Source organism: Sabulicella flocculans (genome assembly GCF_045449635.1).
Lineage (GTDB): Bacteria > Pseudomonadota > Alphaproteobacteria > Acetobacterales > Acetobacteraceae > Roseococcus.
On the sequence record NZ_JBJJBR010000004.1, the window covers coordinates 141595 to 156846 of the forward strand.

At 74.5% G+C, this 15252-nt stretch carries 15 protein-coding genes; 7 read left to right on the forward strand and 8 right to left on the reverse strand.

Translation table 11 applies throughout. The features are described 5' to 3' along the window. Positions 1-207: 207 nt before the first annotated feature. Together aspS and ACI6QG_RS07100 are read left to right on the forward strand one after the other, a co-directional pair. The gene (aspS, locus tag ACI6QG_RS07095; RefSeq protein ID WP_407023882.1) at positions 208-1989 is read left to right on the forward strand and encodes an aspartate--tRNA ligase; all 1782 of its coding nucleotides are present in this window, start codon (positions 208-210) and stop codon (positions 1987-1989) included. A 47-nt stretch (positions 1990-2036) separates the two neighbouring features. Further along, a complete protein-coding gene (locus ACI6QG_RS07100; protein ID WP_407023883.1) occupies positions 2037-2849 on the forward strand; it encodes an EipB family protein in 813 nt (270 codons plus the stop codon). Between the two features lie 4 nt (positions 2850-2853). On the opposite strand, the gene glpD is transcribed toward ACI6QG_RS07100, so the two are convergent. Genes glpD through phnD form a run of 5 tightly spaced genes read right to left on the reverse strand, consistent with a single transcriptional unit; the run spans position 2854 to position 7675 of the window. Next, positions 2854-4296, reverse strand: coding sequence for a glycerol-3-phosphate dehydrogenase (gene glpD, locus ACI6QG_RS07105; protein ID WP_407023884.1), 1443 nt, complete (start codon positions 4294-4296; stop codon positions 2854-2856). 10 nt (positions 4297-4306) lie between these two features. Then, positions 4307-5095, reverse strand: a complete 789-nt coding sequence (gene phnE / locus ACI6QG_RS07110) for a phosphonate ABC transporter, permease protein PhnE (RefSeq protein WP_407023885.1) — start codon at positions 5093-5095, stop codon at positions 4307-4309. Further along, positions 5092-5865 carry a phosphonate ABC transporter, permease protein PhnE gene (gene phnE / locus ACI6QG_RS07115; RefSeq protein ID WP_407023886.1) on the reverse strand — a complete coding sequence of 258 codons (774 nt, stop codon included), beginning with the start codon at positions 5863-5865 and terminating at the stop codon, positions 5092-5094. Before phnE (ACI6QG_RS07115) ends, phnE (ACI6QG_RS07110) begins: the two co-directional genes overlap by 4 nt. Then, complete coding sequence (gene phnC, locus ACI6QG_RS07120) at positions 5862-6623, reverse strand: phosphonate ABC transporter ATP-binding protein (protein ID WP_407023887.1); 762 nt, start codon at positions 6621-6623, stop codon at positions 5862-5864. Before phnC ends, phnE (ACI6QG_RS07115) begins: the two co-directional genes overlap by 4 nt. Continuing rightward, the gene (gene phnD / locus ACI6QG_RS07125; RefSeq protein WP_407023888.1) at positions 6620-7675 is read right to left on the reverse strand and encodes a phosphate/phosphite/phosphonate ABC transporter substrate-binding protein; all 1056 of its coding nucleotides are present in this window, start codon (positions 7673-7675) and stop codon (positions 6620-6622) included. The genes phnC and phnD overlap by 4 nt, the downstream gene beginning before the upstream one ends. A 123-nt stretch (positions 7676-7798) precedes the next feature. Between phnD and ACI6QG_RS07130 the strand changes: the two genes are divergently transcribed. From ACI6QG_RS07130 to ACI6QG_RS07150, 5 genes are all read left to right on the forward strand, one after another. Next, positions 7799-9484: a methyl-accepting chemotaxis protein gene (locus ACI6QG_RS07130; RefSeq protein ID WP_407023889.1), complete on the forward strand. Its 1686-nt coding sequence runs from the start codon at positions 7799-7801 to the stop codon at positions 9482-9484. Positions 9485-9523: 39 nt separating this feature from the next. Then, complete coding sequence (gene msrA, locus ACI6QG_RS07135; RefSeq protein WP_407023967.1) at positions 9524-10048, forward strand: peptide-methionine (S)-S-oxide reductase MsrA; 525 nt, start codon at positions 9524-9526, stop codon at positions 10046-10048. A gap of 76 nt (positions 10049-10124) precedes the next feature. Then, on the forward strand, positions 10125-11189 hold the full coding sequence (locus ACI6QG_RS07140; protein ID WP_407023890.1) for a YncE family protein: 1065 nt from the start codon (positions 10125-10127) through the stop codon (positions 11187-11189). After that, positions 11186-11929, forward strand: a complete 744-nt coding sequence (locus ACI6QG_RS07145; protein ID WP_407023891.1) for a polysaccharide deacetylase family protein — start codon at positions 11186-11188, stop codon at positions 11927-11929. Before ACI6QG_RS07140 ends, ACI6QG_RS07145 begins: the two co-directional genes overlap by 4 nt. Beyond that, positions 11929-12882, forward strand: coding sequence for a sterol desaturase family protein (locus tag ACI6QG_RS07150; protein WP_407023892.1), 954 nt, complete (start codon positions 11929-11931; stop codon positions 12880-12882). Before ACI6QG_RS07145 ends, ACI6QG_RS07150 begins: the two co-directional genes overlap by 1 nt. Here ACI6QG_RS07150 and chrA read toward each other — a convergent pair. The 3 genes from chrA to ACI6QG_RS07165 are packed head-to-tail and all read right to left on the reverse strand — an operon-like array spanning position 12857 to position 15249. Further along, a complete protein-coding gene (chrA, locus tag ACI6QG_RS07155; protein ID WP_407023893.1) occupies positions 12857-14155 on the reverse strand; it encodes a chromate efflux transporter in 1299 nt (432 codons plus the stop codon). The two genes, ACI6QG_RS07150 and chrA, sit on opposite strands and share 26 nt — an antisense overlap. A gap of 50 nt (positions 14156-14205) precedes the next feature. After that, entirely contained in the window at positions 14206-14484 is a 279-nt protein-coding gene (locus tag ACI6QG_RS07160; RefSeq protein WP_407023894.1) for a hypothetical protein, read from the reverse strand. A 36-nt stretch (positions 14485-14520) separates the two neighbouring features. After that, positions 14521-15249, reverse strand: a complete 729-nt coding sequence (locus ACI6QG_RS07165) for a sulfite exporter TauE/SafE family protein (protein ID WP_407023895.1) — start codon at positions 15247-15249, stop codon at positions 14521-14523. Positions 15250-15252 lie beyond the last annotated feature (3 nt).

Here is a 15252-nt window from a genome sequence, read left to right on the forward strand (position 1 = left end):
ATGCCAGCAATCGCGCCGGTTGCAAGGGGCGGCGCAGGGCTGGTGCCGCATCGGCCGGCCCATCCCGGCGCGCCGGCGCATTCCCGGCGTGCCCGCCGCCGCGGGCGGGGCGGGGCGGGCGGCATGGCGGGCGGCGGCGCGCGGGGGTTCCGCCGGGGGCTGATCCGGCGTAACCCGCAGCGTCCCACCCAGCCTCCGGAACGCCCCATGCACGCCTACCGCACCCACACCTGCGCCCAGCTCCGCGCCGCCGATGCTGGCAGCGAGGCCCGCCTGTCCGGCTGGGTGCAGCGCAAGCGCGACCATGGCGGGCTGCTGTTCCTGGACCTGCGCGACCACTACGGCATCACCCAGTGCGTGATCCCCAGCGGCAGCGCGGTGTTCGAGGCGGCGGACAAGCTGCGGGTGGAAAGCGTGGTCACCGTCACCGGCCAGGTGGTGGCGCGCGAGCCCGGCACGGTGAACGAGCGCCTGCCGACCGGCGCGGTGGAGCTGCGGGTGCGCGAGCTGGTGGTGCAGGGCGCCGCCGAGGTGCTGCCCTTCCAGGTCGCCGACGACCAGCCCGCGCCGGAGGAAACCCGCCTGCGCTACCGCTTCCTGGACCTGCGGCGCGAGCGCCTGCAGCGCAACATGATCCTGCGCGCGCAGATCATCCAGGACATCCGCGAGCGCATGATCGCCGGGGGGTTCAACGAGTTCCAGACCCCCATCCTGACCAGCAGCAGCCCGGAGGGCGCGCGCGACTTCCTGGTGCCGGCGCGGCTGCACCCGGGCAAGTTCTACGCGCTGCCGCAGGCGCCGCAGCAGTTCAAGCAGCTGACGATGGTGGCGGGCTTCGACCGCTACTTCCAGATCGCCCCTTGCTTCCGCGACGAGGCCGGCCGCGCCGACCGCACGCTGATGTTCTACCAGCTGGACGTGGAGATGAGCTTCGTCACGCAGGAGGACGTGTTCGCCACCATGGAGCCGGTGATCCGCGGCACCTTCGAGCGCTTCGCCGAGGGGCGCGCGGTGGATCCCGGCCCGTGGATCCGCATCCCCTACAAGCAGGCGATGCTGGACTACGGCTCGGACAAGCCGGACCTGCGCAACCCGCTGGTGATCCGCGACGTGACGGAGCACTTCGCCGGCTCCTCCTTCGGCGCCTTCGCCAAGGTCGCGGCCTCCGGCGGGGTGGTGCGCGCCATCCCGGCGCCGGGGGCGACCGCCAACCCGCGCTCCTTCTTCGACAAGCTGAACGAGTGGGCGCGGGGCGAGGGGGCGCCGGGCCTGGGCTACATCACCTTCGACGCCGAGGGGCCGAAGGGGCCGATCGCCAAGAACCTGGAGGCCGGGCGCGCCGAGGCCATCCGCGCCGCCTGCGGCCTGGGCGCGGGCGACGCGGTGTTCTTCGCCGCCGGCAAGGAGGCCGACGCCGCCAAGCTGGCCGGGCAGGCCCGCCTGAAGCTGGGCACCGAGCTGGGGCTGACCGCCAGGGACGGCTTCCGCTTCTGCTGGATCGTGGACTTCCCGATGTACGAGCTGAACGAGGAGACGGGGCAGGTGGACTTCTCCCACAACCCGTTCTCCATGCCGCAGGGCGAGCTGGAGGCGCTGCGGACGCAGGACCCGCTGTCCATCGGCGCCTTCCAGTACGACATCGTCTGCAACGGCTACGAGATGGCCTCGGGCGCGATCCGCAACCACAAGGCCGAGATCATGGTGGAGGCCTTCCGCATCGCCGGCTATCCGGCCCAGGCGGTGGAGGACCGTTTCGGCGGCATGCTGAACGCCTTCCGCTTCGGCGCCCCGCCGCACGGCGGCATGGCCGCGGGCATCGACCGCATCGTCATGCTGCTGGCCGACGAGCCCAACCTGCGCGAGGTCAACCTGTTCCCGATGAACCAGCAGGGGGAGGACCTGATGATGCAGGCCCCCAGCGTGGTGGAGGAGGCGCGGCTGAAGGAGCTGCACATCCGGGTGCAGATGCCGCCCGTGGCGAAGAAGTAAGCGGTTTTCCCCGTGCGGGCGCGGCCGGTCGCCCCTATGTTGGGGCCATGATGCGCCGCACCCTCCTGGCCGCCGCGGCGGCCCTGTGCCTTGCCACCCCCGCCTGGGCCACGCCCGAGCCGGGGCACGAGGCCATGCTGGCGCACCGCGCCGCCTATCGCCTGGCGCTGGATTCGGTGCGCGACGGCTCGGGCGTGACCCAGGCCGCGGGCATCATGCTGTTCGAGGTGGTGGACGCCTGCGACGCCTGGGCCAGCCGCCAGCGCTTCACCCTGGTGGTGGGCGACCGCGACGGCAACGCCATCGAGACCTCCTCGGACTACAACACGCTGGAGGCCAAGGACGGCACCACCCTGCGCTTCTCGCTCACCCAGCTGACGGAAGGGGCGGTGACCGCCCGCGTGGCCGGTGACGCCGAGGTGACCGCGCAGGGCGGGCGCATCCGCTACAGCGAGCCCGCCGCCAAGGAGGAGCCGCTGCCGCAGGGCACCCTGCTGCCCATGGTGCACACCCTGCGCGCCCTGGCCGCGGCGCGCGGCGGCCAGCGCCTGCTGGCGGCGCCGCTGTTCGACGGCACCAACGCCGAGGGCGCGCAGGACACCACCACCATCTTCTCCGGCGGCTGGCAGCCCCCGCAGGAGGGCAGCCGCTTCGCCCAGCTGCGCGACCAGGGCAGCGCGCGCATGCGCATCGCCTTCTTCGACCGCAGCCCCGGCGGCGCGGGCGCCGGCACGCCGGACTACGAGGTGAGCCTGCGCTACTACGCCAACGGCGTGGCGGACGAGCTGAAGATGGATTTCGGCGACTTCACCGTGAACGCGACGCTGGCGGAGCTGCAGCCCATCCCCTCGCCCTGCTGAGGGGTCAGAAGCGGGCGGCCACCGCCGCGCGCTCGGCCTCGGTCATGTGCAGGCCCAGCTTGGTGCGGCGCCACAGCACGTCCTCCGCCGTGGCGGCCCATTCGCGCGCACGCATCCAGTCCAGCTCGCGCTCGCTCAGCGTGGCGCCCAGGTGGGCGCCGGGCTCGCCCGCCATCACCTCCGGCAGCAGCGAGCCATGGGTGCGCACCAGCCGGGGCAGCCATTCCGGCGGCACCAGGGGCAGGGCGCGGGCCATCTCCTTCGCGAACTGCTCGTGCGTGCGGCCGCCCAGGTCGCCGCCGGGCAGGGTGGCGCGCGCCGTCCAGGGCGTGCCGGCGCGGCCGATGGCGGCGCCCACCCGGGCGGCGGCCTCCTCGGCCAGGCGGCGGAAGGTGGTGATCTTGCCGCCATAGACGCTGAGCAGCGGCGCCCCGGCCTCATCCAGCTTCAGCACGTAGTCGCGCGTCACCGCGCTGGGGTCCTCGGCGCCGTCGTCGAACAGGGGGCGGACGCCGCTGTAGGTCCAGGCGATGTCGTCCGGCGCCACCTGCCGGCGAAACTGGCGCGACACGGCGGCGCAGAGGTAGGCCGCTTCCTCCGGCGTGCAGCGGGCCTCGGCCGGGTCGCCCTCGTGCGGGACGTCGGTGGTGCCGACCAGGGTGAAGCGCCCCTCATAGGGGATGGCGAAGACCACGCGGCGGTCGTCGTTCTGCAGGATGTAGGCGTGCGCGCCCTCGTACAGCCGGGGCAGGACGATGTGCGAGCCGCGGATCAGGCGCACCTTGCCCGGCGGCAGGGCGTGGGCGGCGTCCAGCGCCTTCTGCACCCAGGGGCCGGCGGCGTTCACCAGGGCGCGGCACTGCACCACCTCGCCATCCTCCAGCGTCACGCGCCAGTGGTCAGGGTGGCGCTCGGCGGCCTGGAAGGCGCAGCGCGGGCGGATCTCGGCGCCGCGGGCGGCGGCGTCCATGGCGCAGAGCAGCACCAGGCGGCTGTCCTCCACCCAGGCGTCGGAATAGGCGAAGGCGTGGGTGAACTCGGGCTTCAGGGGCGCGCCGCGCGGGTCCTGGGCGGTGCGGAACGCCTCCGCCCCGGGCAGCGAGACGCGGCGGGCCAGGTGGTCGTACAGGAACAGCCCGGCGCGCAGTAGCCAGCGCGGGCGCATCTCCGGCCGGTGGGGCAGCACGAAGCGCAGCGGCCAGATGATGTGCGGGGCGGTGCGCAGCAGCACCTCGCGCTCGCCCAGCGCCTCGCGCACCAGGCGGTACTCGTGGTGCTCCAGGTAGCGCAGGCCGCCGTGCACCAGCTTGGAGGAGGCCGAGGAGGTGGCCTGGGCGAGGTCCGCCTTCTCCAGCAGGAGGACGGAGTGGCCGCGCCCGGACAGGTCCCGCGCGATGCCCGCGCCGTTCACCCCGCCGCCCACCACCACGATGTCGAAATGCCGCATGAGGGCCTATCTAGAGCAGGCGCGCGCGGATGCGAGTCACCAGCACCTCGGCGACCAGAACCACGAGCAGGATGGCCAGCAGCACGGTCGCCACGCGCTCCCACTGGAAGAAGTTGATGGCATCGTCCAGCACCACGCCGATGCCGCCCGCGCCCACCAGCCCCAGCACGGCGGATTCGCGCAGGTTGATGTCCCAGCGGAACAGGGCGATGCCCCAGAAGGCCGGCTGCACCTGCGGCCAGACCGCCTTGAGCATGCGCGACGGCCAAGGGGCGCCGGCGGCCACCAGGGCCTCCACCGGGCCGGCGGCGGTCTCCTCCAGCGCCTCGGCCAGCAGCTTGCCGACGAAGCCCACCGAGCGGAAGGCGATGGCGAACACCCCCGCCGCCGGGCCGGGCCCGAACACCGCGACGAAGACCAGCGCCCAGACCAGCGAGTTGACCGAGCGCGAGGCCACCAGCACCAGTTGCGCCAGCAGGTTCAGCGCCCTGACGCGGCAGATGTTGCGCGCCGCCAGCAGCGCGAAGGGCAGCGCCAGCGCGATGCCCAGCAGCGTGCCTAGGGTGGCGATGTGCACCGTCTCCAGCAGCGCGGCGTGGACGGAGGGGTAGTAGTGGCCGAGGTCGGGCGGCCACATGCGCAGCAGCAGGTCGGCCATCTGCTCGGGCGCATCGTGCAGGAACTCGGGGATGATCTCCACCGTGCGCACCGCCCAGGCCAGGGCGGCGACGATGCCGAGCGTGAGGGCGAGGCGGGCCAGCCGCTCGCCGGCGTCGTGGCGCACCCAGGTGCGGGTCATCGCAGCGCCGCCCGGATGCGGCCCGAGAGCAGCTCGGCCGCGAAGATGAGGGCGATGATGGACAGCAGGATGGCGGCCACGAAGTCGTAGTCGAAGCGCTTGAAGGCGGCGAACAGCGTGCCGCCGATGCCGCCCGCGCCGACGATGCCCACCAGGGTGGAGTTCCGCAGGTTGGAATCGAGCTGGTAGATGCAGAAGCCCACGAAGCGCGACGCCACCTGCGGCAGCACGCCGTAGACGAGCACGGAGGCGGGCGGGGCGCCGGTGGCGCGCACCGCCTCCACCTGCTTCATGCTGATCTCCTCGATGGCCTCGGCGAACAGCTTGGCGACGAAGCCCATGGAGGCGACGGTCAGCGCCGCCACCCCCGCCAGCGCCCCGAAGCCCAGCGCCTTCACGAACAGGATGGCGACGATGACGTAGTGCAGCGAGCGGCACACGGCGATGACGGCGCGCGTCGGCGCGGCCAGCCACCAGGGCGCCAGGTTGCGCGCCGCCATCAGCCCCAGCGGCAGCGAGAGCAGGATGCCCAGCGCGGTGGAGATCAGCGCGATCTGGATGCTTTCCAGCATGCCTTCCAGCAGCAGCTCCCACCGGGTGAAGTTGGGCGGCCACATGCGCGCCAGGAAGCGCCCGCCCTCGCCCAGCCCGGTCAGCAGCCGCTCGCCGGACAGGCCCAGCTGCGTGCTGGCCCACAGCGCGTAGAGCGCCAGCAGCAGCAGGCCGATGCGCATCGGCCAGTCCGGGGCGAAGGGGGTGCGCAGCCTCACAGCCAGTCCTCGCCGCCGTAGATGTCGCGCAGGTGGTGGTCGCGCAGCTCCGCCGGCGGGCCGTCGAACACCACGGCGCCGCCGGTCATGCCCACCACGCGGCCGGCGAAGCGCCGCGCGAGCTCCACGTTGTGGATGTTCACGATCACCGGCACCCCGGCCTCGGCGGTCAGGCGGGCCATCAGCTCCATCACCTCCACCGCCGTCTTGGGGTCCAGCGAGGAGGTGGGCTCGTCGGCCAGCAGGATGTCGGGGCGCTGCATCAGGGCGCGGGCGATGCCCACCCGCTGGCGCTGCCCGCCCGACAGCGCGTCGGCCCGGCGCGTCGCGTGCTCCGGCAGGCCCACCGCGTCCAGCAGGGCGAAGGCGCGCTCCACGTCCCCGGCCGGGTAGCGGCGCAGCCAGGCGCGCCAGGCGGGCACGTAGCCCAGGCGGCCGGACAGCACGTTCTCCATCACCGACAGGCGCTCCACCAGGTTGTATTCCTGGAACACCATGCCGATGCGGCGGCGGGCGCGGCGCAGCGCGCCGCCGCGCAGGCCGGTCAGCGCCTCGCCGCGCAGGGTGATGGTGCCGCGGGTGGGCTCCACCAGCCGGTTGATGCAGCGCAGCAGGGTGGACTTGCCGGTGCCCGAGGGGCCGATGACGGCGGTCATGCCCTGCGCCCCGATGGCCAGGTCGATGCCGCGCAGCACCGGCACCCCGGGCTGGTACTCCTTCACCAGCCCGCGGATCTCCAGGAGGGGGGCGGCGCTCACTGCGGGCGGGGCGCCTGCTGCTGCTGCTGGGCGGCGCGGCGGCGCGCCTCGGCCTCCAGCTCGCGCCGGCTCTCGGCGTCGAAGGCGGCGCGGGTGTAGGGGGCGTTCACCGCGTCGGCCACCGCGCGCACCGGGGCCCATTCGCGCAGGTAGGTGGCGGGCCAGAAGCGGTCGTTGCCGCCCAGGTCTCGGCGCATCGCCTCCGGGAAGCGGTAGTCGAAGAAGCATTGCCGGATGCGCTGCGCCAGTTCCGGCTGCAGGTCGTGCGCGTGGGCGAAGGAGGAGGTGGGGAAGGGGTCGGAGCGCCAGACCTCGCGCAGGTTCTCCGCCCGCACTTGGCCGCGGCCGACCATGCGGTTGTACACGTCGCTGGCCACCGGGGCGGCGTCGTAGTCGCCGGCGTTCACGCCCATGACGCTGCGGTCGTGGCCGCCGGAGTACACCACGCGGTAGTCGGTGTCGGGCGTGACGCCCAGGGCCGGGAACAGCGCGCGCGGCGCCAGGTTGCCGGAGTTGGAGGTGGCCGAGGTGTGCGCCACCCGCCGCCCGCGCAGGTCGGCCAGGGTGCGGATGTCGCTGCTCGCGCGCGCCAGCACGACGACGCGGTAGCTCTCGAACTCGCGCTCGTTGCCCTTGATGGCGAAGGGCACCGCGCCGGCGAGGTTCACCGCGAAGGCGGTGGGGCCGGTGGAGAAGCCGGCGATGTGCAGCCGCCCCGACCGCATGGCCTCCACCTGCGCGGCGTTGGACGTCACCTGGAAATACACCACCCGCTTGCCGGTGCAGGCAGACAGGTGCTCCAGCAGCGGGCGGAACTGGGTAGCGTAGAGGGCCGGGTCCTCCACCGGGGTGTAGGCGAACACCAGGGTGGAGGGGTTGCGCAGGCGCCCCGCCTCGCGCGGCGGGTCGGCCACGAGGTCGCGGTCCTCGTCGCAGAAGGCGTCATCCAGCGCGCCGCGGTGGGTGCAGGCGGCGGTCGGGCTGCCGGCCTGGGCCAGGGCGAGGCCGGGCAGGAGGGCAAGCGCCGCGGCGGCGGCGATGGTGCGGATCATCGGGCGTTCCCTGCCATGTCGTTGCCGGCAGAGTAGCGGCGGCGGGTGCCGCTGTCAGCGGCAAGGGCGGGTTAACCTTCGGCGGCGCAGCGTGGGCGCTCGACCAGCCCGGACAGACCCCCCATGCGCCTGCCCTCCCTGAGCCTCGCCGCCCGCATCACCGCCGGATTCCTCGCGATGCTGACCGCCTCCCTGGTGGCGTTGCAGCTGTTCGCCGGCTGGAGCGAGCGGCGGGCGGAGGAGGCGGCGCTGCGCGCGCGGCTGGAGCGCGACCTGCTGCTGCTGGAGGGCATGACGGAGCGCCTGTCCGGCGGCGGTGCCTGGCGCCTGACGGAGGACGGGCGGCTGGCCCGCGGCCCCCTGGTGCTGGACGGCGCCAACGAGGTGGTGGACCTGGTGTCGCGCGCCTCAGGCGGGGTGGCCACGGTGTTCAAGGGCGACGAGCGCGTGGCGACCAGCGTGCAGCGCCCCGACGGCACGCGCGCCGCCGGCACCCGCCTGGCCGCCGGCCCGGCGCGGGAGGCCGCGCTGGGCCAGGGCCAGGCCTATCGCGGCCCCGCCGACATCCTGGGCCGCCCGCACCTGACCATCTACGCGCCGGTGAAGGACGCGCAGGGCAGGGTGCTGGGCCTGCTGTTCGTGGGCCAGGACGGCGGCGTGCTGGCCGCCATGGCCTGGCGCCACGCGATGGTCACCCTGGCGGCGGCGCTGGCGCTGCTGCTGGCGGCAGGGCTGGGCGGCTGGTGGCTGGTGCGGCGGCAGATGCGGCCGCTGGGCGTGCTGTCCGCCCGCCTGCTGGCCCTGGCCGAGGGCGGGCTGACCGAGCCGGTGCCCGGGACCGGGCGGCGCGACGAGATCGGCGGCATGGCGCGCGCGCTGGAGGTGCTGCGCGGTGCCCTGGCGACGGCGGAGCGGGAGCGCGGAGAGGCCGGCCTGGCCCGCGCCGCCCTGGAGGCGAGCCGGCGGGAGGACGCCGCCCGGCTCGCCGGCGAGATGGAACAGGCGCTGGCCGAGGCGTCGGAGAAGCTGGCCGGCCGCGCCCAGGCCACGCTGGGCGCGGCCGGCCGCCTGGGCGAGGTGGCGGAGCAGGCGAAGGTCCATGCCGGCACGCTGGACGCCGGGGCGAGCGGCGCCATGGCGCATGTCCAGGCGGTCGCGGCCGCCGCGGAAGAGCTGGCGGCCAGCATCGGCGAGATCACCCGCCGGGTGGAGGGCGCCTCGAGCATGGCGGCCCAGGCGGCCGGCCAGGCGAACTCGGCCGACCAGACGGTGCGGGCGCTGTCCCTGGCTGCCCAGCGCATCGGCGAGGTGATCCGGCTGATCGAGTCCATCGCCTCCCAGACCAACCTGCTGGCGCTGAACGCCACCATCGAGGCGGCGCGGGCGGGCGAGGCGGGCAAGGGCTTCGCCGTGGTGGCCAGCGAGGTGAAGGCGCTGGCCGCGCAGACCGCCAAGGCCACGGAGGACATCGCGGCGCAGGTCTCCGCCATCCAGGGCAGCAGCGACAGCGCGGCCCAGGCGCTGGAGGGCATCGGCCGCATGGTGCGGGAGCTGGACGCCATCAGCGCCAACATCGCCGAGGGCATGGCCCAGCAGGGCGAGGCGACGCGCGAGATCGCCCGCGCCGTGGCCGAGGCCGCGCGGGCGACCGGCGAGGTGACGTCGGAGGCGCAGGTGCTGGCCCGCGACGTGGAGGCCACCGACGCCGCCGCGCGGGGGCTGCACGCCCTGGCCGACGACCTGCAGGGCGCCGGCCGCTTCCTGCGCGAGGAGGTGTCGGCGCTGGCCCAGCGGATGCGCGCCGCTTGAGCCGGCGGCGGCGCGGCCCATATCCGGCGCATGAGCGAGATCGAACACGCCACCCTGGGCGGCGGCTGCTTCTGGTGCCTGGACGCCGCCTATCGCGGGGTGAAGGGCGTGACGGAGGTGGTCAGCGGCTATGCCGGCGGCCACGTGCCGAACCCGACCTACGAGCAGGTCTGCGGCAAGCAAACCGGCCACGCCGAGGTGGTGCGCCTGGCCTTCGACCCGGCGGTGGTGTCCTACGCGGACCTTCTGCGGATGTTCTTCACCCTGCACGACCCCACCACCAAGGACCGCCAGGGCGCCGATGTCGGCCCGCAATACCGCAGCGTGGTGTTCACCCACGGCACCGCGCAGGAGGAGGCGGCGCGCGACGTGATGGCCGAGGCCCAGGCGGCGTGGGAGGCGCCCATCGTCACCGAGATCCGCCCCGCGGCCGAGTTCTGGCCGGCGGAGCCGGAGCACCAGGACTACTACGCGCGCAACCCGTGGTCGGGCTATTGCCGGGCCGTGGTGGGGCCGAAGGTGAGCAAGTTCCGCAAGTCCTTCGCCGACCGTCTGGCTGGGTGACAGGGCGCCCGGCTTGAAACCGGCGCCCATCCGGGGTTTTCTCCGGCCACACCCCATGATGGGAAGCCGGCCGGCCATGTGGCGCGCATTCTGCCTGTTCCTGCTGCTCGCCGCCCCGGCGCGGGCCGACCTCGTCTTCGTGCTGAATTCGGGCGAGGCGACCATCTCCGTGATCGACGCCGCCACCCGCACGGAGATCCGCCGCCAGCCGGTGCTGCGCGAGGTGCACCACCTGGTCGTCACGCCTGACGGCTCGCAGCTGGTGGTGGGGGACAGCGGCGGCAACGAGCTGATCTTCCTCGACCCCGCCACCGGGCAGGTGCTGCGGCGCGAGCGCGTCTCCAACCCCTATCATTTGGAGTTCAGCCCGGACGGGCGGTTCCTGGTCGTCGCCTCGCTGCGGCGCGACCAGGTGGACATCTACGACGCGGCGACGCTGGCGCTGCTCCATCGCTTCCGCCAGCCCGACAAGCCCTCCCACGTCGCGTTCAGCCCGGACAGCCGCTGGGCCTACGTCACGCTGCAGGGCTCCGGGCAGGTGGCGGCGGTGGACCTGGAGGCGCGGGCCACCGCCTGGGTGCAGGATGTGGGGCCGGAGCCCGCGGGGATCATCTGGCACCGCGGCCAGCTGCTGGTGGGGCTGATGGGGCGCGAGGAATTCGTGGCGCTGGACCCGCGCACGCGGGAGGTGCGCACCGCCTTCCGGCTGGGGCGCGGGGCGCACACCATCTTCCCCGCGCCGGACGGGCGCAGCCTCTGGGCCACCTCGCGCGTCGATTCGCGGCTGGCCGAGGTGGACGCGGCGACCCTGGAGGTGAGGCGCGTCTTCGAGATCCCCGGCGGGCCGGATTGCATCGCCTTCGACGCCGAGGGCCGCCTCTACGCCACGCTGCGCTGGGTCGGGCGGCTGCTGGTGCTGGACCCGCGCACCGGCGAGCATTCCACCATCCGCGTCGGGCGCTCGCCGCACGGCGTCTTCGCCATGCCGCGGCGCGAGGGCCTGGGCGCGGCCTTCGCCTTCCAGCTGCCCGGCGCGGCCAGCGGCTCCCGCCCCATGCGGGAGGCGCCGCCGCGCGGGCTGGCCGCCGTGCCGACCGACCCGGCGCTGCCGGTGCAGCCGGTGGCCGGCGCGCGGCGATGACCCGCCGGCGCGCCCTGCTGGGCGCCGCGGCCCTGCTGCCGGCGCCGGCCCTGGCGCAGCGCTGCGCCGGCACCCTGTACCTGACGGTGGACACCGGCTGGTCGCGCGAGGCGGAGCTGATCGCCGAGGCGATGCGCCGGCACGCGGTGCGCGCCACGCTGTTCGTCGCCAACGAGCGCACGCACCGCGGCGACCGCCAGCTGGAGGAAGGCTGGGCGCCGTTCTGGCGCGCCCGCGCCGCCGAGGGCCACGCCTTCGCCTCGCACACCTGGCGGCACTGGTATTTCCGCGGCGACCCGGGGCCGGGCCGCACCTCCTACGCCTCGCGCCAGGGCGAGGGCGCGGAGGTGCTGGACCAGGAAGCGCTGTGCGCCGAGCTGCTGCGGCCGCTGGAGGCGCTGCGCCGCTGGGTGCCGGAGGCGCGGATCCTGCCGCTGTGGCGGGCGCCGGGCGGCATCGTCACGCCCGGGGCGGTGCGGATGGCCGCCGCCTGCGGCCTGCGCCACCAGGGCTGGACCGCGCGCGGCTTCCTGGGCGACGAGCTGGACAGCGCCGCCCACCCCAACGAGGCGCTGCTGCGCCGCAACCTGGCCGGCATCCGCGATGGCGAGGTGCTGGTGATGCACTGGGGCGTGCGCTCGCGCCGCGAGCCCTTCGGGCTGGTGTTCGAGCGCCTGCTGGCCGGGCTGAAGGAACGCGGCTTCTGCTTCGCCCCGCTGCCCGAGGGAGGCATCGCGTGATGGAGTGGCTGCGCGAGCGCTACGACCTTTTCACCGGCTGGGCCTTCGAGGGGCTGCTGCAGCCGCTGATGTACCGCGCCGGCCTGATGGACTGGGCCGACGAGGCCTTCATGTGGATGGACTTCGTGCTGTTCGGCCTGCTGCAGGTGGCGGTGGTGGTGGCGGTGTGCTGGCCGCTGGAGCGCTGGAACCCGGTGGAGCGCTGGGCCGACCGCCGCGTGGTGTGGACCGACATGGCCTACACCCTGCTGGCGCGGCTGGGCGTGCTGCCGCTGCTGGGCTTCGTGCTGTTCTTCGCGGCGCAGACCCGCATCGAGGCGCTGATCGCCGATTCCGGCTGGGTGCCGCCGACGCTGGAAACCTTCGTGCCGGCGCTGCGCGAGCATCCCTTCGCGGCGCTGCTGGTCTACCTCGTGGTGCTGGACTTCGCGGCCTACTGGCACCACCGCTTCCAGCACATGTTCGGCTGGTGGTGGGCGCTGCATTCCATCCACCATGCCCAGGCGCAGATGACCTTCTGGACCGACGACCGCAACCACGTGCTGGACGACGTGCTGGCGGCGGCGTGGTTCGGGCTGGTGGCGGTGGCCATCGGCGTGCCGCCGGGGCAGTTCCCCATCATCCTTCTGGTGCTGCGGCTGGCGGAAAGCCTGAGCCACGCCAATGTCCGGCTGGATTTCGGGAGCGTGGGGGAAAGGCTGCTGGTTTCGCCGCGCTTCCACCGGCTGCACCACGGGGTGCTGAGCATCGGCCAGGCCGGCAAGAACTACGGCGTGCTGCTGCCGGTGTGGGACTGGATGTTCGGCACGGCGGATTTCCGCCGCGGCCACTTCCCGCGCACCGGCGACCCGACGGCCCCGCCGACCTATGTGCGCGGCGGCTGGCTGCGCCAGCAGGGCGCGGGGCTGCGGGAGGTGTGGCGGGCCGTCACGGGGCGGCGCCCAGCAGGCTGAGCGCCAAGCCGGCCAGGGCGGTGAGCCCCAGCGTGCGCACCACGCCCAGCCGCAGCCCGAACAGCAGCACCCCCGCCAGCACGGACAGCGCCAGGGCGTCCCACCGCAGCGTGTGCCAGGCCGGCAGCAGCCCCGGCACCTCTGCGAACAGCACGCGCAGGGCGAACCACAGCGCCAGGTTGGCGATGACGCCGACCACCGCCGCCGTCACCGCCGCCAGCGCGCCGGCCAGCTTGGCGTGGCCGTGCAGCCGCTCCACGTAGGGCGCGCCGAGGAAGATCCACGCGAAGCAGGGCAGGAAGGTGACCCACAGCGTCATCCCGGCGCCGGCCAGCGCGCCCCAGGCGCCGCCCTCGCGCCAGCCGGCCAGGAAGCCCACGAACTGCAGCACCAGGATGAGTGGGCCGGGCGTGGTCTCGGCCAGGCCCAGCCCGGCCAGCATCTCCGGCGCCGAGAGCCAGCCGTAGCGGCCCACCGCCTCCTGCGCCACGTAGGCCAGCACGGCGTAGGCGCCGCCGAAGGTGACCACCGCCATCTGGGAGAAGAACAGCGCCACGTCGGCCAGGCAGCCGCCGCTGCCCATCAGCAGTGCCACCGGCCACAGCCACAGCGCCAGCGCCGCCAGCCCGGCGCGCCGCGCGGCGCCGGCCAGGGCGGCGATGCGGCCGGGCTCGGCGGCCAGGGCGGCGTCCAGCGCCGATTCGCTGCCGCCGGTGCCGCCCTTGTGGCCGGACGGCGCGAAGGCGGCGGGCAGCGCCCAGCCCAGCAGGGCGGCGCCCAGCACCACCAGCGGGAAGGGCACCGCCAGCACGAACAGCGCGGCGAAGGCGGCGGCGGCAACCACCCAGGGCAGCGCGCCCTTCAGGGCGCGGCGCGCGACGCGCAGCAGCGCCTCGACCACCAGCACCAGCACGGCGCATTTCAGGCCCAGGAACAGCGCCGCCATCACCGGCACCTGCCCCAGCGCGGCGTAGAGGAAGGACAGCGCCAGCATCACCAGCGCGCCGGGCAGGATGAACAGCAGCCCGGCCGCCACCCCGCCCTTCACCCCGTGCATCAGCCAGCCCAGGTAGGTGGCGAGCTGCATGGCCTCCGGCCCCGGCAGCAGCATGCAGAAGTTCAGCGCATGGAGGAACCGCGCCTCGCCGACCCAGCGGCGCTCCTCCACCACCTCGCGGTGCATCAGCGCGATCTGCGCCGCGGGGCCCCCGAAGCTCAGGCAGCCGATGCGCGCCCAGACGCGCAGCGCCTCGGCAAAGGGGGGGAGGGACATGCGCGCAGGGTGGGCCGTGCGCCGGCCTTGTCAATTCGGGCGCCGGGCTGTCAGCCGGGCGGCGCCTCCGCGCGGCCCAGCAGGGAACGGGTGTGGCGGTCCTGGAGGGCCAGCAGCAGGTCCAGCCGGGCCAGGGCCGCGGCCAGGCGGTCCGCCGCGCCGCGCCGGCCGGCCCGCAACGCCGCCATCGCGGCGTCGGCCTCGCGCAGCGCGTCGGTGGTGTCGCGCACCGCGGCTTCCAGCGCTTCCGCGGCGCTGGCCAGGGCGGGCAGCGCCCCCGGCGCCGGGGCACCGACCAGGCGGGCGTAGAGGGCAGCGTCGGGCGACATGGCGGCCACCCTGCGGCGGCGCGGGTTAAGGAAGCGTCAAACCAGCAGCGACAGGCCGGACAGCAGCAGCAGCGCCAGCAGCACCAGGCGGAAGCCGCCCTGCGGCAGCCGGTGGAAGGCGGCGAGGCCCAGCAGCATGCCCGCCACCATAGCCGGCAGCGCCGCCGCGGTCAGCCACAGCGCCTCGCGCGTGAAGAAGCCGCCCAGGGCCAGGAAGGGCAGGGTCAGCGCCTGCATGGCGACGATGAAGGGCTGCAGCAGGCCGCGCGTCGCCTCCTTGTCCCACCCCTGGAGGTCGGCCCACATGCCCGGCAGCGCGCCGACATAGCCGCCGATGCCGCCCAGCACGCCGGAGGCCAGCGCCACGCCGGCATCCGCCGCCGGCCCGCCGGCCACCCGCGGCGCGGGCAGGCGCAGGCCGATGCGCGCCAGCATCCAGGCGGAATACACCACCAGCAGGGCGCCGACGCCCGCGGTCATCGGCCGCGCCGGCACGGTGGCCAGCAGCCAAACCCCCAGCGGCAGCCCCGGCACGGCGAACAGCACGAAGCGGCGCAGCCGCGGCCAGTCCACGTGGCGCCACACCGCCCGCAACGCCAGCGACTGCACCAGGAAGGAGCCCATCACCAGCACCGGCGCCGTGGTGGCCGGCGGCAGCAGGTGCAGCAGCAGCCCGGCGCCGACCAGCACGAAGGCGAATCCCGCCATGCCGGCGCAGAAGGCCGCGACGAAGCACGCGGCGGAAAGGATCAGCGCCTCGGTCACCGG

Excerpts from the sequence above, each read along its gene's own strand:
- phnD (WP_407023888.1), bottom strand. The coding sequence starts at position 7,675 with ATGATCCGCACCATCGCCGCCGCCGCGGCGCTTGCCCTCCTGCCCGGC.
- aspS (WP_407023882.1), top strand. The coding sequence starts at position 208 with ATGCACGCCTACCGCACCCACACCTGCGCCCAGCTCCGCGCCGCCGAT.
- ACI6QG_RS07140 (WP_407023890.1), top strand. The coding sequence starts at position 10,125 with ATGTGGCGCGCATTCTGCCTGTTCCTGCTGCTCGCCGCCCCGGCGCGG.
- chrA (WP_407023893.1), bottom strand. The coding sequence starts at position 14,155 with ATGTCCCTCCCCCCCTTTGCCGAGGCGCTGCGCGTCTGGGCGCGCATC.
- phnE (WP_407023885.1), bottom strand. The coding sequence starts at position 5,095 with ATGACCCGCACCTGGGTGCGCCACGACGCCGGCGAGCGGCTGGCCCGC.
- ACI6QG_RS07160 (WP_407023894.1), bottom strand. The coding sequence starts at position 14,484 with ATGTCGCCCGACGCTGCCCTCTACGCCCGCCTGGTCGGTGCCCCGGCG.
- ACI6QG_RS07150 (WP_407023892.1), top strand. The coding sequence starts at position 11,929 with ATGGAGTGGCTGCGCGAGCGCTACGACCTTTTCACCGGCTGGGCCTTC.
- ACI6QG_RS07145 (WP_407023891.1), top strand. The coding sequence starts at position 11,186 with ATGACCCGCCGGCGCGCCCTGCTGGGCGCCGCGGCCCTGCTGCCGGCG.
- ACI6QG_RS07100 (WP_407023883.1), top strand. The coding sequence starts at position 2,037 with ATGATGCGCCGCACCCTCCTGGCCGCCGCGGCGGCCCTGTGCCTTGCC.
- glpD (WP_407023884.1), bottom strand. The coding sequence starts at position 4,296 with ATGCGGCATTTCGACATCGTGGTGGTGGGCGGCGGGGTGAACGGCGCG.
- ACI6QG_RS07130 (WP_407023889.1), top strand. The coding sequence starts at position 7,799 with ATGCGCCTGCCCTCCCTGAGCCTCGCCGCCCGCATCACCGCCGGATTC.